The sequence below is a fragment of the Roseomonas sp. AR75 genome (assembly GCF_005222815.1).
GTDB lineage: Bacteria > Pseudomonadota > Alphaproteobacteria > Acetobacterales > Acetobacteraceae > Falsiroseomonas.
The window spans coordinates 76184-93245 of sequence record NZ_STGB01000005.1; the positions used below are offsets into that span (position 1 = coordinate 76184).

Consider the following 17062-nt stretch of genomic DNA (forward strand, 5'->3'; position numbering starts at 1 on the left):
GGGCGGGGCGCCTTTATAGCGGCCGCGCCGAGAGGATCGCCCATTTGGCCACCACGGAACCCGATACCAAGCCGCGCGCCGAACCGACCGCGGCCCAGGCGCTGCAGGCCGCCCTTCTCGCCCGCCCGGCCAGCGAGGCGCGGCGCATGGCGGATGCCATCCGGGCGCTGGCCATCGACGCGGTGGAGCAGGCGAAGTCCGGACACCCGGGCATGCCCATGGGCATGGCGGATGCGGCCACGGTGCTGTTCACCCGCTTCCTGAAATACGACGCCGCCGATCCCCGCTGGCCCGACCGCGACCGCTTCGTGCTGAGCGCCGGCCATGGCTCCATGCTGCTCTACGCCCTGCTGCACCTGACCGGGCAGGCCGGCATGGGCGTGGATGAGTTGCGCAAGTTTCGCCAGTTGCACTCGCCGGCGGCCGGGCACCCCGAGTTCGGCGAGCATCCTGGCATCGAGACCACGACAGGCCCGCTCGGGCAGGGCATCGCCACCGCCGTCGGCATGGCACTGGCGGAGCGGCACCTGGCGGCGCGCTTCGGCAAGTCGCTGGTGGACCACCGCACCTGGGTGATCTGCTCCGACGGCGACCTGCAGGAAGGCATCAGCCACGAGGCTGCGTCGCTGGCCGGGCATCTCGGCCTCGATCGGCTCTGCGTGCTGTGGGACGACAATTCCATCTCGATCGACGGCGACACCGCGCTGTCCTTCACCGACGACACGCTCAAGCGCTTCGCGGCCTATGGCTGGGCGACGCGCCGGGTGGACGGGCATGACCACGAGCAGGTGGCTTCCGCGCTGTCCTGGGCGATGCGCAACCGCAAGCCCACCATTATCGCCTGCAAGACGATCATCGGCTTCGGATCGCCGGCGAAGGCGGGCACGGCGGCGAGCCACGGCAGCCCGCTCGGCGCGGCCGAGGCCGCGGCGGCGAAATCCGCCCTCGGCTGGAACCACCCGCCCTTCGAAGTGCCGGAGGGGCTGAAGACCCGCTGGGAGGAAGCCGGGCGCCGCGGCGCCGGGGCGCGACGGTCCTGGCTCAAGCGCCTGGCCAAGCATCCGCAGCGCGAGGAGTTCGACCGCGCCGTCGCCGGCCGCCTGCCGGAAGGCTGGCAGGAGAAGCTTTCGGAACTGCGCGCCACGCAGGCCGCCGAGAAGCCCAAGCTCGCCACCCGCGTCGCCAGCCAGAAGGCGCTGGAGGCGCTGGTGCCGGCGGTGCAGGAGATGGTGGGCGGCTCGGCCGACCTCACGGGATCGAACAACACCAATGTGAAGGGCATCCCGGCGATCGCGCCGGGCAATTATGCCGGCCGCTTCGTCCATTACGGCGTGCGCGAGCACGGCATGGCCGCGGCCATGAACGGCATGGCGCTGCATGGCGGCATCATCCCCTATTCCGGCACCTTCCTGGTCTTCGCCGACTACATGCGCCCGGCGATCCGCCTGGCGGCGCTGATGCGCCAGCGGGTGATCCATGTGCTGACGCATGACAGCATCGGCCTCGGCGAGGACGGGCCGACGCACCAGCCGGTGGAGACGCTGGCCTCGCTGCGCGCCATCCCGAACCTCTTCGTGTTCCGCCCGGCCGACGCGCTGGAAACGGCGGAATGCTGGGAACTTGCCGTGAAGCGCAATGACGGCCCGAGCGTGCTGGCGCTATCGCGCCAGAACCTGCCGGCGCTGCGCTTCGAGGCGGGCGAGAACCGCGCGGCCCGGGGCGGCTACGTGCTGGCGGAGGCCTCCGGCCCACGCCGCGCGACGCTGATCGCCACCGGCTCGGAGGTGCATCTGGCCGTCGCGGCGCGCGAGGCGCTGGAGGCGGAGGGCATCCCGACCGCCGTGGTCTCCCTGCCCTGCTGGGAACTTTTCGCCCTGCAGGACGAAGGATACCGCGCGCAGGTGCTGGGCGATGCGCTGCGCGTGGGCATCGAGGCTGCCATTCCGATGGGCTGGGAGCGCTGGCTGGGCGCGGATGGCATCTTCATTGGGATGCAGGGCTTCGGCGCCAGCGCGCCGGCCGAGGCGCTGTTCCGCCATTTCGGCATCACCGCCGAGGCGGTCGTGGCTGCCGCGAAGAAGCGGCTTGGCTGATCCTACCGGGGAAGGAACTGCAGAAGATGGCCGTCAAGGTTTCGATCAACGGGTTCGGCCGCATCGGCCGCCTGGTGCTGCGCGCCGCCTGCGAGGCCGGGCGCGACGACCTGGAATTCGTCACCATCAACGACCTCGGCAGCGTCGAGGCGAATGCGCACCTGTTCCGCTACGACAGCGTGCATGGCCGCTTCCCCGGCGAGGTGCTCGTCGAGGGCGACACCATCACCATCCGCAACAAGGGCAAGACCTGGGGGCCCATCAAGATCACGGCCGAGCGCGACCCGACCAAGCTTCCGCTCAAGGGCGTGGACGTCGCGATGGAGTGCACGGGCATCTTCACGAGCAAGGAGAAGGCCTCCGCGCTGCTGACCGCCGGGGCGCGCAAGGTGGTGATCTCGGCGCCCGGCGACAATGCGGACGCGACCATCGTCTATGGCGTCAACGAGAAGACGCTGACCAAGGACATGACGGTCATCTCCAACGCGTCCTGCACCACCAACTGCCTGGCGCCGATCGCCAAGGTGCTGCACGACAATTTCGGCATCGCCCGCGGCTACATGGTGACGATCCACGCCTATACCGGCGACCAGAACACGGTCGACACGCTGCACAAGGACCTGCACCGCGCGCGCGCGGCGGCGGTCAGCGCGATCCCGACCAGCACGGGCGCGGCGAAGGCGGTCGGGCTCGTGATGCCGGAGCTGAAGGGCAAGCTCGACGGCACGGCCATCCGCATCCCAACGCCGAATGTCTCGCTGGTGTCGCTGGACTTCGTGCCGGTGAAGGAAGGCGTGACGAAGGAGGCGGTGAACGCCGCGATGAAGGCGGCGTCCGAGGGGCCGATGAAGGGCATCCTGGGCTACAACACTGCGCCGCTGGTCAGCATCGACTTCAACCACGACCCGCACAGCAGCACCTTCGACGCGACGCAGACCCAGGTGGTCGATGGCGGGCTGGTGCGGGTGCTGAGCTGGTACGACAATGAGTGGGGCTTCAGCAATCGGATGTCCGACACCGCCGCCCTGTTCGGGCGGCTTTGATCGGACATCCGATTGCCTGGTTCTTGGTGCCCTCAGACGCCGGGCGCGGCCTCCGGCCGCTTGGCTTCGCGCCACGCACCGTCGCGCTGACGGCATGGCAGGTCTGGGCGCGGGCCGCATTCGCGGCCTCGCCCGCCTTGCGGCGGGCGCCCGTTCAGGGCGCCTTCAGAACAGCTCCAACGTGCTCCGCGACGCCCGGAAGCCGTGGCCGGCGGCGTTGGTGCATTTCAGGCCGGATTCGTCCGACTCGCAGGTGATCCCCGGTCCGAGCCAGCGGGCGCCGTAGCCCAGCACGAAGGCGTCGTCGTCGCGCACCAGCGCGGCGGTGCATGGCAGTTGCGCCTGCCCCTGACGCCCGAGTGCCAATTGCCCGTTCCAGGGCGGGCGGCAGGCGGCGGCGGCGGGTGGCGTGGGATAGTCGTGCTCCAGCACGGTGCAGCGCAGCGTGCCCCGGCCGAGCAGGCACTGCACATTGCCGGACGGGGTCTGGAACAGGTCCGGGGGTGGTTGGAAGCCCGGCTGGGCGGATGCTACCACGGCGCCCACCAACAAGGCCGCCAGGGCACCGATCGCAGCGGTCGCGTTCATGCGTCTCCTCGCCAGGACAAGAGCCATGCCGTTCCGCACCCTCGACGACCTCGACGCCTCGGGCAAGCGCGTGCTGCTGCGGGCGGACCTGAATGTTCCGGTGCGTGACGGCAAGATCACCGACCGCACCCGCATCGAGCGCCTGCTGCCGACCATCCGCGAACTGGCCGAGACGGGTGCGCGGGTGATCGTGTGCAGCCATTTCGATCGGCCGAAGGGCAAGCGCGTCCCGGAAATGTCGCTGAAGCCGATGGTGGAGGCGCTGTCCGCCACGCTGAACCGTCCCGTCGCCTGGGCCGATGACTGCATCGGGCCGGAAGCGGAAGCCGCGGCCGCGGCGCTGCAGGACGGCGAGGTGCTGCTGCTGGAGAACACCCGTTATCACGCCGGCGAGGAGAAGAACGACCCGGCCATGGCGCAGGGCCTGGCGAAACTGGCCGACGCCTATGTCAACGACGCCTTCTCCGCGGCCCACCGTGCGCATGCGAGCACCGAGGGCGTGGCGCATCTGCTGCCCGCCTATGCCGGCCGGCTGATGGAGGCGGAACTCAAGGCGCTGGATGCGGCGCTCGGCAACCCCTCGCGGCCCGTGGTGGCGATCGTCGGCGGCGCCAAGGTCTCCACCAAGCTCGAGCTGCTCGGCAACCTGATGAAGAAGGTGGACGTGCTGGTGATCGGCGGGGCGATGGCGAACACCTTCCTCGCCGCCCAGGGCCACGCGATGGGCAAGTCCCTGCAGGAAGCCGAGATGCACGACACCGCGCGGCAGATCATGGCGGACGCCGCCTCGTCCGGCTGCGAGATCCTGCTGCCGCTGGACCTGGTGGTCGCGGCGGAATTCGCGCCGAACGCCGCCACGCGGACCGTCGCGGCGGATCGCGTGCCGGGGGACATGATGGCGCTGGATGTCGGGCTGGACACGGTGGACGCCATCGAGGCGAAGCTGCGCAAGGCTTCCACCCTGGTCTGGAACGGCCCGCTCGGCGCCTTCGAGACGCCGCCCTTCGACCAGGCGACGGTGGCGGTGGCGCAGAGCGTGGCGTCGCTGACCGCGTCCTCCGGCCTGAAGTCCATCGCGGGCGGCGGCGACACCGTCTCCGCGCTGCGCCATGCCGGGGTGCTGTCGCGCATGACCTATGTCTCGACCGCGGGCGGCGCCTTCCTGGAGTGGCTGGAAGGCAAGACGCTGCCGGGCGTGGCGGCGCTGGACGCCGCATAGCCGCGCCACTGCGGCGTGCGGCGCGTCAGTGCCGCACGAAGGACATGACGATCTCGAAGGCGATCATCACGACGATCGCCGCCTCCAGCACCTCTGCCCGCGCGCCGGCGGCGTCGCCATGCAGCGCGGTGTAGGTCTCGCGGATGATCGCGAGCTTGCGGTCCACCGCGGCACTGACCGCGGGCACGCGGAACAGCTCCATCGCGGCGGCATAGACGCGGGCGAGATGGACGTCCTCCGTGACCTGCAGCGCGTTGTCCACGCGCTCGGCCAGCGCCGTCACCTCCGCGACTCGCGCGTGCAGCTCCCGCGCCAGGCGGCCGTAGCGGCGCGAGGCGAGCAGGCGCGTCTCGCGCCGCGTGGCATCCACCATCCGCTGGATGCGCGGCAGTTCCTCGTCCAGCATTTCGTCATAGGTGCGCAGTTCGAGAAGCTGGGCGTTGGCCATCTCCAGCACCTCCGCGACATCGGTGTCGCCGCGCGGCTCCAGGATGAAGGCGCGGTCCCAGGCGAGCACCGCGAGGTCGTCCGGGTAGTAGGAGAAGGCATGGCGCAGCACCTCGCGCCGCGCGCCTTCGGACAGCGGGCGCTCCTCGCCGGCGAGCAGCGGCACGAGGTCCACCGCGCCTTGCAGCGCCGCGGCGTCGAGCGGCGGGTCGAGGGTCTCCACGCTGGCGATCAGGAAGTCCTCCTGCGCGGTGCCGAGATTGGGGCGCGAGAGGGATTCGGCGATCACGCCGCGCAGGCGGGTCAGCAGCGTGGTCCAGAGCGGCGTGTCGGCATGCGGGCCGACCGCCTCGTCCACCTGGTTGGCCAGGCGCGTGAAGCCGGCCCAGTCGAGGTCCTGCGCGGGGAAGCGCAGCGCCAGCGCGGCGATGCCGAAATCGTACAGGCGCACGGAAGCGGCGGCCGCCAGGGTGGCGCCGCCGACCGCCACCTCCACCACCCCGAGATCCAGCGCCAGCGGCGGCACGCCGAAGGACATCGCCTTGGCCGGGGTGGCGGAGAGGCGCGAACGGGCGGTGGCGCCCTGGTCCCGCTCCGCCCAGAGCGCCTGCGCGCGCGGCAGGTCCACCTCATAGGCCAGGTCGAACAGCCGGAGCGCCACCACCTGGCCCTTGCGGATCCGCACCTCGCTCATCGCCTCTCCCCGTGGTTGCGGCGTCGGCAGGATAATCGCGCCGGCGGGCAGCGGATCGGTCGTGGACAGCCGGCACAGTCGCGGGACGCCGGTCAGAGCGGCGGCGCGAGGTCGCCGCCGACCAGGCCCGGGACGAGCGGCGCGACGACGCCGCGCCAGAGCGGTGCCTCGACGAGCCAGGAGAAGGCCCAGGGCAGCGCGACCGCGAAGAGCAGCGCGAGCGGCAGCGCGCGCGTCGCCCGCATGCGGTGCACGCCGAGCCAGAAGGCGAGCAGGAAGGCCGCCATGGCCAGGACGAAGCCGAGCCAGAAGGCGAGCGCGAGCGCCGCGGCAAGCAGCGCGGCCAGCTTCAGCAGCGCCGCCGCATCCGGCACGGCGACCCGCCGCAGGCCGCCCAGCGTGGTGACGAGCACAAGGAGCTGCAGCGCGACCGCGAGCGACAGCACGCCGGTCGCGACCGGCCCGCCGCGCCAGCCGCTCGCCAGCGTCTGCCAGAGCAGCGCGGCAAGCCCCGCAAGCAGCAGCGCGGCGAAGATGGCCGCGCCGGTGGAGAAGGCGGCTTCCTCCGCCGCCTCGCGCTTCGCGCGCAGCACCTTCGCGCCGCAGAACAGCGCGGCGACCAGGGTCGCACCTGCGAGCACGGCCGCCACCGGGGAGCCGACCAGCACCGAATAGTCGCCAAGCGAGCTTTGCAGGGCCGTGTAGAAATTGCGCTCGATCACGTCGCCCAGGACGAAGCCGATGACGACGCCGATGACGGAATAGCCGTAGAGACGCAGCAGCGCGCCCAGCACGCCGATGGCCGCCAGCGCCGCAAGGTCCACCGCATTGCCTCGGACCGTGAAGGCCGACATCAGCGAAGCGACGAGCACCACCGGCGCCAGCACGCCCATGTCGAAGCCCGGCAGCCGTGCCAGCCAGGGGCTGGCCAGCGCCGTGCCGACCGACGCGATGAAGTTGGAGAAGAGCAGGCCGAAGACGAGTGCCCAGGCGAGCGCCCCATGCTCCGACAGGAAGGAGGGGCCGGGCTCCAGCCCATGGATCTGCCAGGCGGCCAGCACCAGCGCCATCTCGGCATTGCCGGGGATGCCGAAGAGCAGCGTGGGGAACAGCGCGCCGCCTTCCTTCGAATTGGTCGCGGCCTCGGTCGCGACCAGCGCGTCCTCGGCGCCCTTGCCGATCTTCTCGCCATCCTTCGTGGTGGCGACGGCCAGGTTGTAGGAGAGGAACTGCGCGACGGTGCCGCCCACGCCAGGCAGCGCACCCACCGCCGTGCCGAGCGCGGAGGAGCGCAGGAAGATCCCCTTGTGCCGGAAGGGCGCGCGCCAGCCATCCAGCGCCTGCGCCTTCCAGTCGTCGCCGACCGGTGGCGCGGCGCGCGTGACCTGCCCCGCCTCCCGCCCGCGCGCCCAGACGCCCGCGACCTGCAGCAGGCATTCGGAGACGACGAGGAAGCCGATGACGACGACGACGATCTCGATGCCGTCGAGCAGGTAGGTGCTGTCGAAGGTGAAGCGCGGCACCGGCAGGCGCGGGCCGCCCATGCCGACGATGGCGAGCACGACGCCGATGGCGATGGCGACCAGGCCCTTGGCCGGCGATCCGCTGACCGCCAGCACCATGGTCACCAGGCCGAAAACCGCGACCCAGAAGGTCTCGGCCGGCCCGAAGGAGATCAGGAAGGGCAGGAAGACCGGCACCAGCGCCAGAAGCACCACCACGCCGAAGACGGCGCCGAGCCAGCTTGCCGCGGCCGAGAGGTTCAGCGCGAAGACCGCCCTGCCCTGCTTCGTCAGCGGGTAGCCTTCCAGCATCGTCGCGGCGTTCTGCGCGGTGCCCGGCAGGTTCAGCACGATGGCGGTGACCGCGCCGCCATTGCCCGCGGCGCCGATGATGCCGGCGAAGAAATACATCGCCTGCACCGGCGTCCACCAATAGGTCAGCGGCAGGAACACCGACATCGCCGTGACCGATTGCAGGCCGGGCAGGATGCCGAAGCCGTAGCCGACCAGCGTGCCGAAGGCCATGAACAGCAGCGCGTCGAGCGTGGTGGCCTGCGCGAGCCCTTCGGCCAGCGCCGCGGCGAGACCCTCCACGCCGCCTCAGCCCGCGCCGCGGTCGAGCAGCATGCCGTGGCCGCGCGGGATGCCGGTGACGCCAAGCGCGCGGAAGGCGGCAAGGAAGTCGGCATGGTTCTGCGCAACGACCGGCTTGCCCAGCCGCGCTTCCAGCGGCAGCACGACCTCCACCGCCGGCAACTGACCGGAGGGGATCCACACCGCGTCGAAGTCGGGCTCCTCCGCCGCGGCGGCCAGCGCGGCGCGGAACAGCGCGTCGGGCGCCACGTCCTGCAGGAAGTCGAAGGAGGCGGGGACGGAGACCAGGCGGGAGAAGGCGTAGCCCTCCGCCTCCACGAAGGTCCGCAACTGCCCGTTCAGCACCTCATGGAAGGGCGTGACGGCCAGGATGCGCTTCGCGCCGAGCAGCGCGAAGGCATCCAGCGCGGCGCGGATCGTCGTGGTGCAGGGGATGCCGCCGGTCGCTTCCGCCAGTTCCGCCAGCAGCACGCGGTCATATCCGGGCCCCTGCGCCACGACGATCGGCGAGGCGACATGCAGCAGGAAATCCACCTTGCGGGCGGCGAGGTAGCGCGCGGCGTCCTTCACCTGCGCCAGCGCCTGGCCGTACTGGTTCGCCGCCCAGCCGCCCATGCCGCAGGTGACGCCGCAGAGCATCGCGCCCTCCGGCGCGATGCGCTGGAAGTCGAGCGGGATGCGCTCCAGCACCGTCGGGCTGATCACGCCGATGCGCGCGCGCCAGCCCGGCAGCAGCAGCGTCGACGCCGCCATCAGAAGGCGCCGCGCAGCGTCGCCGCATTCTCCTGCAGAAGCTGCTGCGCACGCCCGAGCGAAGCAGGATAGTCGGCCGAGAACACCCAGTTCCGCTCCAGCCGCGCCTGGGTGACGAAGGCCTCCCATTCCGGCTGCTTCACCACGTTGTTCAGCGCCGTGATCAGCCGGTCCCGCACGGAGGCCGGCAGGTCGGGCGGGGCGGCGACGCCGCGGATCACCGTGACGTCGGCCAGGTTCGCGAGGTTGATGTCCTTCAGCGCCGGCACCTCCGGCAGGCGTGGATCGCGCTCGGCGTCCCAGGACAGGATCGGCCGCACCGCACCGGCCGTGATGTGCTGCGCCCAGAGCGAGGGGCCGAGCGAGGCCAGGTCCACATCGCCCCGCACCGCCGCCAGCACCAGTTCCGGCGGCCCCTGCACCGAGACGAACGCCACGGGGAAGCCGAAGGCACGTCCGAGAAGCGCGCATTGCATCGCGCCGGTGGAGATGCCGCCGAAGGTGCCGCAGCGCACCGGCTGGCGCATGGTGCGGAGCTGATCGAGGCTCTGCACGCGGCCGCGCGCCGAGGCGACCATGGTCTGCGTGCCGGCCGACCAGTGGCCGAGCCAGGTCAGGCGCAGCACGTCGAAGGGCTGCGGCTGCACCAGGGCAAGGCCGATCTGCGCCACCGGATCGCCGGCGCCGAGGGTGTAGCCATCGGGCGCCGCGCGGTAGATGCGGTTGTAGCCGGTGGCGCCGGGCACGTTCTGCACCGCCACCGGCACGCCGAGCTCGCGCGAGAGCAGCGGCGCGGCGGCGCGCATGTTGCGGTCGGCCAGCGAGCCCGCGGTGAAGGGCACCACGATCTCGACCGGGCGCGTGGGCTGCCAGCCCTGCGCCGCTGCGGCGCCGCTCAGAAGGCCGAATAGCGCGCAGAGCGCGCCGAGGCGTCGAAGCATCCTCGTCTCCTGTTCTCTCCCGTGACCCCGTAGCATCGGACCCAACTTCCTTTCCTGTCCAGGCGGCGCGGGCAGGAAACATCGCCGTTCAGGAAATCTTCGCGATTCCGGCCGGATCATCGGGGGAAGCCAGGAGGATCAGACCCCCATGCCGAATCCCGCGCCCCGCGACCCTGCGCCGCGCCGGCTGCGCCGCGCCGCCCTCGCCCTCGCCGCCTGCCTGCTCGGATTCGGCGGCACCGCGCGGGCGGAGGAGACGATCCAGATCGAAGTCGTCGGCGGCCTCGCCAGCGTGGTGCAGTACACCCGCTACGAGGAGCCGTTCTGGACGCAGCAGGTGCCGGCACTGACCGGCGGCAGGCTGCGCGCGGAAATCGCGCCCTTCGACCGCCGGGGCATCCGCGGGCAGGAGATGCTGCCGCTGATGCGCCTCGGCGTGGTCTCCTATGGCAGCGTGCTGCTCGGCCTGGCGGCGGCGGAGGAGCCGGAGCTGAACGCGATGGACCTGCCCGCCGCGAGCCCCGACATCGGGACGCTGCGCGCGACCGTGGCGCGCTGGCGGCCGCATCTCGAGGAGCTGCTGCGCGAGCGCTACAATGTGGAGCTGCTGGCGGTCTACACCTACCCGGCGCAGGTGGTGTGGTGCCGGGAGCCGTTCTCCGGCCTCACCGATCTGGCGGGGCGGCGCGTGCGCACCTCCTCGGTCGGGCAGTCGGAACTGGTCACCGCGCTGGGCGGCACGCCGGTGGTGATCCCCTTCGCGGAAGTGGTGGCCGCCGTGCGCACGGGCGTGGTGCATTGCGCCATCACCGGCACGCTGTCGGGCAATGCGATCGGGCTGCACGAGGTCGCGACGCATGTCTCCCGCCAGGCGATCAGCTGGGGGCTGTCGGTCTTCGGCGCCAATGCGGATGCCTGGGACACGCTGCCGGAGCCGGTGCGCACCGCGCTGCATGGCGGGCTGGCGCAGCTCGAACAGGAGATCTGGACGGCCGCGGCGGAGGAGACCGAGGACGGGCTCGCCTGCAATGCCGGCCTCGCGCAGTGCCGCCAGGGGCGCCCGGGACGGATGGTGGTGGTGGAACCGAGCGGCGCGGATGAGGCGCTGCGACGCGACCTGCTGGCGCGCACGGTCGTGCCGGCCTGGATCCGCCGCTGCGGCGCGATCTGCGCGGAGGCCTGGGACCGCATCGCCAAGCCCGAACTCGGCATCGCGGCGGCGCGGGCCGAGTAGCCTCCGCCATGTCGTCCCGACGCCTGCGCGTTGGGCTCCGGCTATCCGTCGCGCTGCTGCTGATCGCCATGGCGGCGGGCTCCGCCCTGCTGCTGGAGCGGATGCGCAGCGCGGCGATGACGGCGGCCACCGAAGGTCTTGAACAGGCCGCGCGCGCCGCGGAAGCGGCGGTGAACCGCCACTTCCTGCAGGTGGACAGCACGCTGGCCGGGCTGCCGGCGCTGCTGCGCACCGCTGCCGGCGGGCGCGGGCTGGAACCGGCCGTGGCGAATGCGGTGCTGCGCGACCTGAACGTGCAGAACCTGGTGTTTCGCGACGTGCTGCTGGTGAAGCCGGGCGGCGAGGTCTGGGCGGCCTCGCTCGCCTCCACCCGCCAGGCCGGGCTGCCTTTGGAGGCAAGGCTGCTGGAGGCGCCGCCGATCGCGGGGTCGCTCTCGGTGGCCGGGCCGGTGCGCAATCCGCAGACCTCGGAATGGTCGCTGTTCTTCGCACGCCCGATGCGCGTGCCCGGCCATGGCCGCCTGATCGCGGCGGTGGAGGTGCCGGTGCAGCTGATCACCGGGCTGCTGTCGCCGATGGGCGATGCGGCGAAGGTGCGCATCCTGCTGGAGCGCGCGGATGGCCAGTTGCTGGCGAGCGTGCCGCATGACGAGGCCGGAGTCGGACGCATCACGCCGCGCCCGCCCGGCTTCCGCGCCGACGGCGTCGCCTTCGAGGTGCCGGGCACGGACGGCGCGACGGAGACGATCGAGGTGGTGCGCACCGCGCTCTATCGCAGCATCCAGCTTCGCGTCACGCGCAGCCTGGCCGATGCGCTGGCCGACTGGGCGCGCGACCGGCGATGGCTGCTGGTGGTGGTGGCCGGCGCGGCGGCGCTGCTGGTCTGCTTCGCCATCGCCATGGACATCGCGCTGCGCCAGCGCGAGCGCATGGAGGCAGAGCGCGCCCGTGCCCGCGCCGTGCTGGAGAACGCGATCGAGGCGATGCCCGATGGCTTCGTGATGTGGGACGCCGAGGATCGCCTCGTCACCTGCAACCGGCGCTTCCGCGAGCTGTACGAGGCGAGCGCCGCGCTGCTGGTGCCCGGCACGCGCTTCGCGGAGGTGATGCGCGGCGGCGCGCTGCGCGGGCAGTACCCGCAATGCGGCCCGGATGTGGAGGCCTTCGTCACGGAGGTCATGGCCTGGCGCGACAGCGATTCGCCGCCGCTCGAGCGCCTGCTGCCGGATGGCCGCTGGCTGCTGGTCTCCGAGCGGCCGACGACGGATGGCGGGCATGTCGGCATCCGCACCGACATCACGCCGATCAAGCGCGCCATGGCCGACCTTGCCGAGGCCAGCGCCCGCGCCGAGGAGGCCACGGCCGAGGCGCAGATCCAGGGCGCGCGCTTCCAGGCCGCGCTCGACAACATGTCGCAGGGGCTCTGCATGGTCGGGCCGGATGCGAAGGTCATCGTCTGCAACCGGCGCTTCGAGGAGATCTTCGGGCTGGAGGCGGATTCTGCCGCGCCCGGCACGCCCTTCGACGAGCTGTTCACGCGCATCCGCGGCCGCTCCGGCTCGCGCTCCCGCCTCGTGCGCAGCATCCATGCGCGCCAGCGCCTGCTCGCCTCGGCCGGGGAGGCCGGCGACTTCCTGGTGGAGGATCCCGAGCGCGCGCTGGCGGTGGCGCATCGCCCGATGCGCTCCGGCGGCTGGGTGGCCACTTATGAGGACGCGACGGAGCGCACCCATGCGGAGGCGCAGGTGCGCTTCCTGGCGCACCACGATTCGCTGACCCGCCTGCCCAACCGCGTGCTGTTCCGCGAAAGGCTGGAAGCGGCCGTACGGGAGGCGGCAGAGAACCAGGAGGAGGGCGAGGCGGTGGCGCTGCTCTGCCTCGATCTCGACCGCTTCAAGCAGGTGAACGACACGCTGGGCCATCCGGCCGGTGACGAGCTGCTGGTCTCCGCCGCGCACCGGCTGCGGAGCTGCGTGCGGCAGACCGACCTGGTGGCGCGGCTCGGCGGCGACGAGTTCGCCATCCTGCACCGGTCGGCCCGCCTGCCGGAGAGCAGCGAGGCGCTGGCGCGACGGATCATCGAGACGCTTGCCGCGCCCTATGACATCGCCGGCAGCCGCGCGGTGGTCGGCGTCAGCGTCGGCATCGCGGTGGCCGGCAGCGAGGGCGGCGCGAATGCGGACGCGATGATGAAGAATGCCGATGTCGCTCTCTATCGCGCCAAGGCGATGGGCCGCGGCACCTTCTGCCGCTACGACCAGGCGATGGGCTCGGCCACGCTGCGCCGCCTCGGGCTGGAGGCGGAACTGCGGGAGGCGCTGACGCGCGACCAGTTCCGGCTGGTCTACCAGCCCGTGCGCGATCTCGGCAGCGGCCAGGTCTGCGGCTTCGAGGCGCTGGTGCGCTGGTCGCATCCGGGCCTCGGCCAGGTCTCGCCGGCGGAGTTCATCCCGCTGGCGGAGGAGACCGGCCTGATCCTGCCGCTCGGCGAGCGCATCCTGCGCACCGCCTGCGAAGCGGCGGCGGACTGGCCGCGGGGCACGCGGCTGGCGGTCAACCTCTCGCCGGTGCAGCTGCGCAGCGTGGGCCTCGCCGGGATGGTGGCGGGCGCACTGGAGGCGGCGGGGCTGGAGCCCTCGCGCCTGGAGCTGGAGATCACCGAGACCGCGCTGCTGCAGGAATCGGAGGAGGCGCTGGCGGTGCTGCGCGAGCTGCAGGCGATGGGCGTCTCCATCGCGCTCGACGATTTCGGCACCGGCTATTCCTCGCTGCGCCACCTGACGAGCCTGCCGGTGGACCGCATCAAGATCGACCGCTCCTTCGTCTCGGAGATCGGCACGCGGGCCGATTGCCGCGCGGTGGTCAGTTCGGTCGCGAGCCTGGCGCGGCAGCTCGGCCTGGCCACCACAGCGGAAGGCGTGGAGACGGCGGAGCAGCTTCGCCTGGTGCAGGCCGCCGGCTGCACGGAGGCGCAGGGCTACTTCATCAGCAAGCCGCTGGCGGTGGGCGATGCGGTTGCGCTGCTGCAGCAGGATTCGGGCGCGCACGCCAACGCGGCGTGAGGCGCAGCGGCACGCGGCATGGTTTAGGCGACCCTTCCCCCATGCGCAGTCCTGGTTGAGTATACGCCGAACGCCAGGAGGACGATGCCATGCCGCATTTCTGCGTCATCGCCCATGACCGGCCGGAGCCGGGGCGCGCGGAACGCCGCCAGGGCTCGCGCCGGCCGCATTTCGAGCGGATGAAGCCGGCGGTGGAGCGCGGCACCGTGCTGCTCGCGGGCAGCATGCTCGGCGAGGATGGGACGATGGCGACCTCGGTGCTCGTGGTGGAGTTCCCCGACCGCGCTTCGCTGGACGCCTGGCTGGCCGAGGAACCCTATGTCCGCGACGGGGTCTGGGGGCAGGTGGAGGTGAAGCCGATGTTCGTCGCGGTTGACGGCAAGGGCATCACGCCGGCCTGGATCGAGCTGATGAGCAAGGTCCCGGCCTGATTCCGCAGCCGTCGCGGCGATCGGGGCCGCTGCAAGCCGATCGTTAACCGCTGGCCGGGCAGGATCGCCTCATGGCGGCGCGGGGCCGGCGGAAATGTCCGCCCGCCCGCGCCGTCCGCAAGGAGCAGGCGGACATGGCGGAGCAGTGCTGGAAATGCGGGACCCCGCTGCAGGTCGGCGCGGGCATCGGCGCCTATTGCCCGAACCCGGCCTGCGACGTGGTGGATGCGGTGGCGCAAGCCGATGCCTGGGAGGTGCGCATCCGCCTGGATCCGCCTCCGCCGGCCGCGCAGCACCAGCCGGGCGGCCCGGTGGCGGTGCCAGGGAAGGAACTCGTCGCCTCCGCCTGAGGCGATCCGACGAGCGGGTGGCCCTGTCAGGCGGCCGCAGCCTGAAGGCGGTCGCCGGCGAGGCGGAAATACACCCGGCTGACTGTCTGGGCGCCCGCGCCTTCATACATGATGCGCGCCGGCGCGTTGGCGGAATCCATCGTCCAGTCCAGCGCCGAGAAACCCTCCGCCAGGGTCAGGCGCGCCGCCGCGCGCAGCAATCCCCGCGCCACGCCGCGCCGCCGCGCCGCCGCGGCGACATAGAGGTCGCGCACATAGAGCGAGCGGCTGAGCCGGCTGGCGGGGAAGGTGACGTTCAGCACGATGGAGCCGCAGACCCGCCCATCCGGGTCCAGCGCGATCAGGCTACGCGGCTCGAAGCTGTCCGCCGGCGGGGCCGGGCGGCAGGCGAGGCGGGCCGCGCGCTCAGCCATCGCATCGGTGACGGGATCGTTGTAGTGCCGCTGCATTTCCGCCAGCAGCAAGGCGAGGGCGGCGACATCCTCCGGCCGCGGACGCCGGATCTCCAGGACGGGCCGGTTCGCGGCAGAGGCCGGCGGGTCGGCCGTGGAGCAGGCGGTGCCTGGCCCGGCGGCGGGCTGGGGCATTCGCTCCTCCAACTGGCTGGCCATGCTGCCTCCCTTCGCGCGGCACGGGAAAATCCTACAGGCAACATAACCTGAACGACAAGGCCTTGGGGCCGCAGCACGTCAAATTTGTGAGTCCTGCAGGCGAGAAGATATCCACAGGGGGTCCATATCTCTGCATTTGCGACCGCCGGATGCAATCCGCGTGGTTCCATGCACGAAATGCGGCAAGTCCGGGTCACGCGGCCGTGAAGTTTTGCAATATGCTGCATCGCAGCGGGTTGACGTGGGTTGCAGCGCACCGGAAAACTCGCGCGACAGGATATGACATTGTCCGTTGCGGCTGCGGGACAGAATGACGTGAAGAACTTCCACGACGTTGTCGATGTTCGCGAATGGGCCGATCTTGGCGTCGGCGTGGAGAACTTCGCGCCGCCCGAGGATGGCTTCATCTGGCAGATGGGCCGCTGGGGCGAGATCACCTTCGACTTCGACGATCTCAGCCGCAGCCGGACCGGCATGTGCGACCTCATGGTCGAACTCGACGTGTTCAAGAATCCGCCGGATCTCCGCGGCCAGAATGTCTTCGTCTACCTGAACGGCCTGCGGATCGGTTCCCACTATGTCACCCATCGTCGCATCCTGATCATGAACTTCCCGGTCAGCATCCTGCGCGCCAAGACCAATGTGCTGACCCTCGACACGCCCGATTCGACGTCGCCGAAGACATTCGGGATGGAGGATGGGCGCGTCCTCGGCGCCGCGGTCTTCGCCGTCTATTTCCGCCGCGAGACATGAACGCGCGCGGCCGGTGACACGGCTCCGCCGATACGGGTCTTGCGCGAAGCGGGCGGATCGCGGCATCTCGGCGCCGTGATGGAACGGGCGGCCCGGTGCTGAAAGGGCATATCGATTCGCTGACCACGGCGGACTTCATCGAGGGCTGGGCGACGGATGACGACCGCCCGACGCTCCATGTGGAGATCATCGCGTCGGAGGACGGCAAGGCCGCGGAGGGGCGGGCGCATCTGTTTCGCCCCGACCTGGCGGATGCGAAGCTCGGCCTGGGCTGGTGCGCCTTCCGGCTGAGGGTGCAGCCACACGCCAATGCGCTGCGCCGCCAGACGCTGACGCTCCGCGATGTCGAGACCGGCGCGGTGGTGCATGTGCGCGAGGACTGCCCGATCCGCGATGACCTGGACCTGCCCTGCAACACCGTGGAAGAGGCGATCGCGAGCGACCCGACCGTGATCACCTCGCTCAACCAGCTGCGCGGCTGCGAACAGCTTCTGGCGCATTTCGTCACCCGCCGCGGCGTGGGCGAGTTCGTGCGCGCGGCCTATGTCTACGTGCTGAACCGGCCGGTGGATGCCACGGCCCTGGCCGGCTACGGGCGGATGCTGCGCACCGGCGCGATCACGCCCTTCGGCCTGCTGTCCGTGCTGGCCGACAGCGACGAGTTCCGTAGCCGCCCGCGCCAGCTCGCCTCGCCGAACGGCACCGGCTTCGTGTTCCGGGTCTGAGGCGATGTTCCAAGGCGGCGTC

15 protein-coding genes are annotated in these 17062 nt (G+C 71.4%); 9 read left to right on the forward strand and 6 right to left on the reverse strand.

The window, feature by feature from the left end; translation table 11 throughout:
* Window positions 1-44 precede the first annotated feature (44 nt).
* Both tkt and gap read left to right on the forward strand, forming a co-directional pair.
* Window positions 45-2093 (forward strand): transketolase, encoded by a 2049-nt coding sequence (tkt, locus tag E4T13_RS20020; protein WP_408906396.1) that lies wholly within the window; start codon window positions 45-47, stop codon window positions 2091-2093.
* 26 nt (window positions 2094-2119) lie between these two features.
* The gene (gene gap, locus E4T13_RS20025; protein ID WP_137180121.1) at window positions 2120-3136 is read left to right on the forward strand and encodes a type I glyceraldehyde-3-phosphate dehydrogenase; all 1017 of its coding nucleotides are present in this window, start codon (window positions 2120-2122) and stop codon (window positions 3134-3136) included.
* Between the two features lie 165 nt (window positions 3137-3301).
* Here gap and E4T13_RS20030 read toward each other — a convergent pair whose 3' ends face one another.
* A complete protein-coding gene (locus tag E4T13_RS20030) occupies window positions 3302-3724 on the reverse strand; it encodes a DUF6636 domain-containing protein (protein WP_137180122.1) in 423 nt (140 codons plus the stop codon).
* Between the two features lie 25 nt (window positions 3725-3749).
* Between E4T13_RS20030 and E4T13_RS20035 the strand changes: the two genes are divergently transcribed.
* Window positions 3750-4943 carry a phosphoglycerate kinase gene (locus E4T13_RS20035; RefSeq protein WP_137180123.1) on the forward strand — a complete coding sequence of 398 codons (1194 nt, stop codon included), beginning with the start codon at window positions 3750-3752 and terminating at the stop codon, window positions 4941-4943.
* A 25-nt stretch (window positions 4944-4968) separates the two neighbouring features.
* Here the strand turns inward: E4T13_RS20035 and E4T13_RS20040 are convergent, their stop codons facing one another.
* The 4 genes from E4T13_RS20040 to E4T13_RS20055 form a co-directional block, all read right to left on the reverse strand.
* Window positions 4969-6084 carry a hypothetical protein gene (locus E4T13_RS20040; RefSeq protein WP_137180124.1) on the reverse strand — a complete coding sequence of 372 codons (1116 nt, stop codon included), beginning with the start codon at window positions 6082-6084 and terminating at the stop codon, window positions 4969-4971.
* A 92-nt stretch (window positions 6085-6176) separates the two neighbouring features.
* Complete coding sequence (locus E4T13_RS20045) at window positions 6177-8180, reverse strand: tripartite tricarboxylate transporter permease (protein ID WP_137180125.1); 2004 nt, start codon at window positions 8178-8180, stop codon at window positions 6177-6179.
* 6 nt (window positions 8181-8186) lie between these two features.
* Window positions 8187-8933, reverse strand: a complete 747-nt coding sequence (locus E4T13_RS20050; protein ID WP_137180126.1) for a hypothetical protein — start codon at window positions 8931-8933, stop codon at window positions 8187-8189.
* On the reverse strand, window positions 8933-9874 hold the full coding sequence (locus E4T13_RS20055; RefSeq protein WP_170985104.1) for a tripartite tricarboxylate transporter substrate binding protein: 942 nt from the start codon (window positions 9872-9874) through the stop codon (window positions 8933-8935). The genes E4T13_RS20050 and E4T13_RS20055 overlap by 1 nt, the downstream gene beginning before the upstream one ends.
* Window positions 9875-10022: 148 nt before the next feature.
* Here E4T13_RS20055 and E4T13_RS20060 point away from each other — a divergent pair, with 148 nt between their 5' ends.
* The 4 genes from E4T13_RS20060 (at window position 10023) to E4T13_RS20075 (ending at window position 14951) form a co-directional block, all read left to right on the forward strand.
* Entirely contained in the window at window positions 10023-11108 is a 1086-nt protein-coding gene (locus E4T13_RS20060; RefSeq protein ID WP_137180128.1) for a TRAP transporter substrate-binding protein, read from the forward strand.
* 8 nt (window positions 11109-11116) lie between these two features.
* A complete protein-coding gene (locus tag E4T13_RS20065) occupies window positions 11117-14170 on the forward strand; it encodes an EAL domain-containing protein (protein ID WP_137180129.1) in 3054 nt (1017 codons plus the stop codon).
* A gap of 89 nt (window positions 14171-14259) precedes the next feature.
* A complete protein-coding gene (locus tag E4T13_RS20070) occupies window positions 14260-14601 on the forward strand; it encodes a YciI family protein (protein WP_137180130.1) in 342 nt (113 codons plus the stop codon).
* A gap of 134 nt (window positions 14602-14735) precedes the next feature.
* On the forward strand, window positions 14736-14951 hold the full coding sequence (locus E4T13_RS20075) for a hypothetical protein (RefSeq protein ID WP_137180131.1): 216 nt from the start codon (window positions 14736-14738) through the stop codon (window positions 14949-14951).
* A 26-nt stretch (window positions 14952-14977) separates the two neighbouring features.
* Here the strand turns inward: E4T13_RS20075 and E4T13_RS20080 are convergent, their stop codons facing one another.
* Window positions 14978-15538, reverse strand: coding sequence for a GNAT family N-acetyltransferase (locus E4T13_RS20080; RefSeq protein ID WP_170985105.1), 561 nt, complete (start codon window positions 15536-15538; stop codon window positions 14978-14980).
* A gap of 309 nt (window positions 15539-15847) precedes the next feature.
* Between E4T13_RS20080 and E4T13_RS20085 the strand changes: the two genes are divergently transcribed.
* Window positions 15848-16315 (forward strand): hypothetical protein, encoded by a 468-nt coding sequence (locus E4T13_RS20085; RefSeq protein WP_137180133.1) that lies wholly within the window; start codon window positions 15848-15850, stop codon window positions 16313-16315.
* Between the two features lie 95 nt (window positions 16316-16410).
* Window positions 16411-17040: a hypothetical protein gene (locus E4T13_RS20090; RefSeq protein WP_137180134.1), complete on the forward strand. Its 630-nt coding sequence runs from the start codon at window positions 16411-16413 to the stop codon at window positions 17038-17040.
* Window positions 17041-17062: the final 22 nt, after the last annotated feature.